Origin of the sequence: Streptomyces sp. NPDC058964 (assembly GCF_042741275.1) — a bacterium.
GTDB lineage: Bacteria > Actinomycetota > Actinomycetes > Streptomycetales > Streptomycetaceae > Streptomyces.
This window is the reverse complement of the sequence record NZ_JBHYKH010000625.1, coordinates 1-4,694: the sequence shown is the minus strand read 5'-3', so window position 1 is coordinate 4,694 and position 4,694 is coordinate 1. Positions and strand designations below refer to the sequence as shown.

Here is a 4,694-nt window from a genome sequence, read left to right as displayed (position 1 = left end):
CCTCCATCCTGCACAGCGCCTACCGGCGCCACGACGGCGGACGCCCCGGCCAGGCACGCCTCCTGCTGAGCGGCAGTTCCCTGCCACTGATGCACCGGCTGTTCAGCACAGCCTCCCCGCTGCACGAACTGAGCGATCTACACCTCACGCTGTCTCCGTTCGACTACCGGCAGGCGGCTCGCTTCTGGGGCATCGACGACCCCATGCTCGCCCTGCACGTCCACGCCGTCGTCGGCGGCACGCCGGCGTACCGGCACGACTACGTCCAAGACGACACCCCTACAGGACGGGAGGACTTCGACGCCTGGGTGTCCAGAACCGTACTCAGCTCCGGTAAGCCCCTCTACCGAGAGGCGTACCACCTGCTGCAGGAGGACATCGACCACAAAGACCGCGCCCTGTGCCACTCCGCCCTGTCCGCCGTGGCCACGGGTTGCTCGACCCAGGGCCAGGTCGCGGACTGCCTCGGCGCTCCCCTGACCGACACCGCGCGCTGCCTCGGGCTGCTGCGGGAACACGGCCTGCTGCACGGCGAGCCCGACGCCTTCCGGCCCAGTCTCATCAGACTACGCGTCGCCGAGCCCCTGCTGGCCTTCGAGCATGCGGTCATACGGCCTCACCGGTCCGCCCTGGCACAGCAGGACGCCGTCGCGGTCTGGAAGCATGCCCGCCTGGACTTCGACTCCCTGCTGACCCGGTCCCACTTCGCTCAGATCTGCCGCGACTGGGCCCTCCACTTCGCCGACCCGGACACCTTTCAGGCCCGTCCCAGGTCGGCGGCTCACGGGTCAGTGGCCGACCCCGCACACCCCGGCGGCACGGACGTGGCGGCGGAAGTGGTCGTACGCGGTCACCGCGGCGTACGCAACGGCTCCCTGCTGTCCGTCGGCCTGGCCCGGTGGGACGAGGTCATGGACCTGGACCATCTGGAACGGCTCCGCGGTCTCCTCGACATCCTCGCCGATCGCGGCGAGGACACCACCAGCACCCGGCCTGTTTGCTACAGCGGCGCCGGCTTCAGCCCCGCACTGCGCGCCGCCGAAGCCCGGGAACAGGTGATACTCGTTGACCTCGACCGGCTGTACGACCGGAGGTAGCCCGCCGGGTGGGTGCCTCGCTGCGCCTGCACCGCCGCCTTCGACGCAGGCCCCGGCCACTACACCAATCCCTACACAATCCCGCCGTCAGTGCGGCGCCGGGGCCGGCGGTTTCGAAATGGTCCCCGCCATCCATCGCCCGGCGGTGTTGCGCCTGTTGCAGGAGGCCCTCGTCCAACGCGCGCAAGCGCGCCCGGCTCGCGTCTGAAGGTCCGCGCCGACCGCGCACCGTCCGCCACCCGTCCGCAGGTCAGCAACACCTCGGCCACGAGCGCCACCATCGAACAGGACACCGACGTCATCCACGAACAGACCGCTCGATGATGGTCGGTTGAACGATTACCGCGCATTGTATTGACGACACCTCGAGGCGTGCCTAGCCTTCCCTGCTTGAGAGCGCTCTCAAACGGGGAAGAGCCCGAGCTCTCTGCTACTTCGACCTGGGATCCGAAAGTCCACCTGATCAATCAGTCAAACACCCCGTCGAAACCCGGCGGGTTCAGTCGTGCATACGCCTCGCCTCCTGCTGAAGGGTGCCCCAATGTCAAGAGACAGTGCTCAGCCATTACCGGCGGCGCCGTGGTCCGTGCCCTGGCGGCGAGCGACCGTGTTCGTGGCGGTCGCCGCCCTCCTCAGCGCGGTCCTCACGCTGCTCAACTCCGCGGCGGCCGGTGCCAACACGGTGGGTGCCGGAAGTTACACCACCACGGCCCCCGGCCCACTGCCCTCGGGGTGCGCGGACCTGTCCACCAACCCACGTCACTGGGTGACGGCCAACGCCCCGTCGGGCGCCGTCCCCACCAACGACTGGTGGTCATCGATCCTGTGGAAGCGCACCAACTGCGCCTACGGCGAGCCACTGTTCGCGCAACCGCTCGGTTTCCGGGCCCAGTCGGGCGGGCTGGGTGTCTCCTACAGCACCAAGCCGACGATCTCCGGCAGCAGCAAGGGCGTGGGCGAGTACCACTTCACCTATCAGGAGGACTTCGTCGCCGGTGTCTCCGGTCTGGCCGCTCCCGAGGTGAAGGTCGACGACTGGAGCGACTGGACCGTCAGCCCCTACCTCAGCGACGGCACGCACACCCTGCGGGCGACCATAGGCTCCGGCCTGCCGTTCGCCTACTTCCGCGCGACGGGCGGTGATGCGCAGATCAAGGCCGCCTCCGACGCCACAGTGGACATCTGGTCCCACTCCGGCTCGATGATCGGCTACACGGTCAACGGACACGACTACGTCGCCTTCGCCCCCACCGGCGCCACCTGGTCGGTCAACGGCTCCACCTTCACCTCCTCGCTCGCGGGCAAGGACTACTTCTCCATCGCCGTACTGCCCACCACGCAGTCCACCCCGGCCGATGACCGTGCCGCACTCGCGACCGAGTACGCCAAGTACGCCCACGATCACGTCACCGGCACGACCGTGTCCTACCGGTACGACGAGTCGGACAGCACCGTCACCACCACGTACCGCTACACCACCACCGCCCTCGAAGGTTCGGCAACGGGGACGGTCGCGGCCCTGCTGCCGCACCAGTGGCGCCACCTGGCCGACGGCACCCCACTGCCGGAGAAGTACAGCTCAGCCCGCGGCCCGCTCAAGGTGCTCACCGGCATCACGTCCTTCACGACATCGATGGTCTTCCACGGGGTGCTGCCCGAGATACCGGCGGTCGCCGACAGCTCCGGCGCGGACGCCGCAACACTGCAGGAGTACCTCAACGCCGAGAAGGCCGACCCGACCCGCCAGCAGAACGACGACACCTACTGGACCGGGAAGGGGCTCGGACGCGCCGCGCGCCTGGCGGAAATCGCCGACCAGACCGGCAACACGGAGGTGCGCGATGCCGCCCTGTCCGCGATCAAGTCCAAACTCACGGACTGGTTCACCGCCTCGCCGGGCAAGACGGGCCACCTCTTCTACTACGACGGCAAGTGGGGCACCCTGATCGGCTATCCGGCGTCCTACGGGTCCGATCAGGAACTGAACGACCACCACTTCCACTACGGCTACTACATCGCCGCGGCCGCGACCCTCGCCAGGTTCGACCCGACCTGGGCCGACGCCGACCACTACGGCGGCATGGTCGACCTGCTCATCCGGGACGCCGACAACTACGACCGCACCGACAAACGCTTCCCCTACCTGCGGGACTTCGACATCTACGACGGTCACGACTGGGCCTCCGGCCACGGCTCGTTCGCCGCGGGCAACAACCAGGAGTCCTCCTCCGAGGGGATGAACTTCGACAACGCACTCATCCAGTGGGGCACCGCCACCGGGAACAAGGCAGTTCGGGACGCCGGAATCTACATGTACACCACCCAGGCAGCCGCCATCGAGGACTACTGGTTCGACATCCACCACCAGGTCTACCCGAGCGACTTCCCGCACAAGGAGGTCGGCATGGTCTGGAGCAACGGAGGCGCCTACTCCACCTGGTTCTCCAGCGCCCCCGAACAGATCCAGGGCATCAACCTGCTGCCGGTGACCGGCGGCCACCTCTACCTGGGTGACGACCCGGCCTACGTCAGAGCCAACTACCGGGAGATGCTCGACCAGGCCGGCAAGACCCAGCCCGGCATCTGGACCGACATCTGGTACGAGTACCTGGCCCTGGGTGACGGCGACGCGGCCCTGGCCGACTTCCGCGCCAACAACTCCTTCACTTCCGAAGAGGGCGAGAGCAAGGCACACACCTTCCACTGGATCCGCGACCTCGCCGCACTCGGCACCGTGGACGGCACCGTCACCGCCGACAGCCCCCTGACCGCGGTCTTCGTCAAGAACGGCGAACGCACCTACGTCGCCGCCAACACCACCGCCACCGCCACCACGGTGCACTTCTCCGACGGGACCACCGTCCCGGTGCCCGCCGGCAAAACGGTCACGGCCGGCGCCCACACCTGGAGCGGCGGCAGCGCGCCCGGGGGCACGGGCCCCACCCCGACGCCAACGCCGACTCCGAGTCCGACTGGTGGCACAGGGTCTTCCTCGCCCACGTTGTACCTGAGCGATGACGGGGCGTTGACGGGCACGGCCGGGACCGCCGGCAGCGTGACCGTGCCCTCGGCCGACGGCACCAACCACGACGGCAGCCCCTACAAGCCGCTCACCTTCACCGCCTCCGGACTCGACCTGAAGTACACCGACGGGAAAACCCGGTTCGACATCGCCGTCGACGCCAAAGACGCCGTCGGCAACGGAGTCCAGGCACAGGTGTCGTACGACTGCACCGGCAACGGAACATGGAACCGAGTGGAGACCTACCACTACTTCGCCACCGACCCCGTCACCGGCTGGGAGCACTACACCGACACAGCCGGACCGACCTCCGCGAGCGGCACACCCTGCGACCTCAAAAACGGAACCGTACAGGTGAAGGTCTGGAACGCCCTGGGCAACGCCCCCAGCACCCTCAGCACCGGAAACCGGTCGACCATCCAACTGCCCTACACAGCCTCCGACGGAGATTCCACCCCGACCCCGACCCCGACACCGACTCCGAGTCCGACTGGTGGCACAGGGTCTTCCACACCTACGTTGAACCTGAGCGATGACGGGGCGTTGACGGGCACGGCCGGGACCGCCGGCAGCGT

2 protein-coding genes are annotated in these 4,694 nt (G+C 68.2%); both read left to right on the top strand.

Annotation, left to right across the window (positions count from 1 at the left end; translation table 11 throughout):
- Positions 1 to 1,097 (top strand): ATP-binding protein (locus ACFW2E_RS41730; protein ID WP_384475845.1); only part of this gene is annotated, 1,097 nt, incomplete at its 5' end.
- 541 nt (positions 1,098 to 1,638) lie between these two features.
- A partial coding sequence (locus tag ACFW2E_RS41725) for a glycosyl hydrolase (RefSeq protein ID WP_384475842.1) occupies positions 1,639 to 4,694 on the top strand: 3,056 nt, incomplete at its 3' end.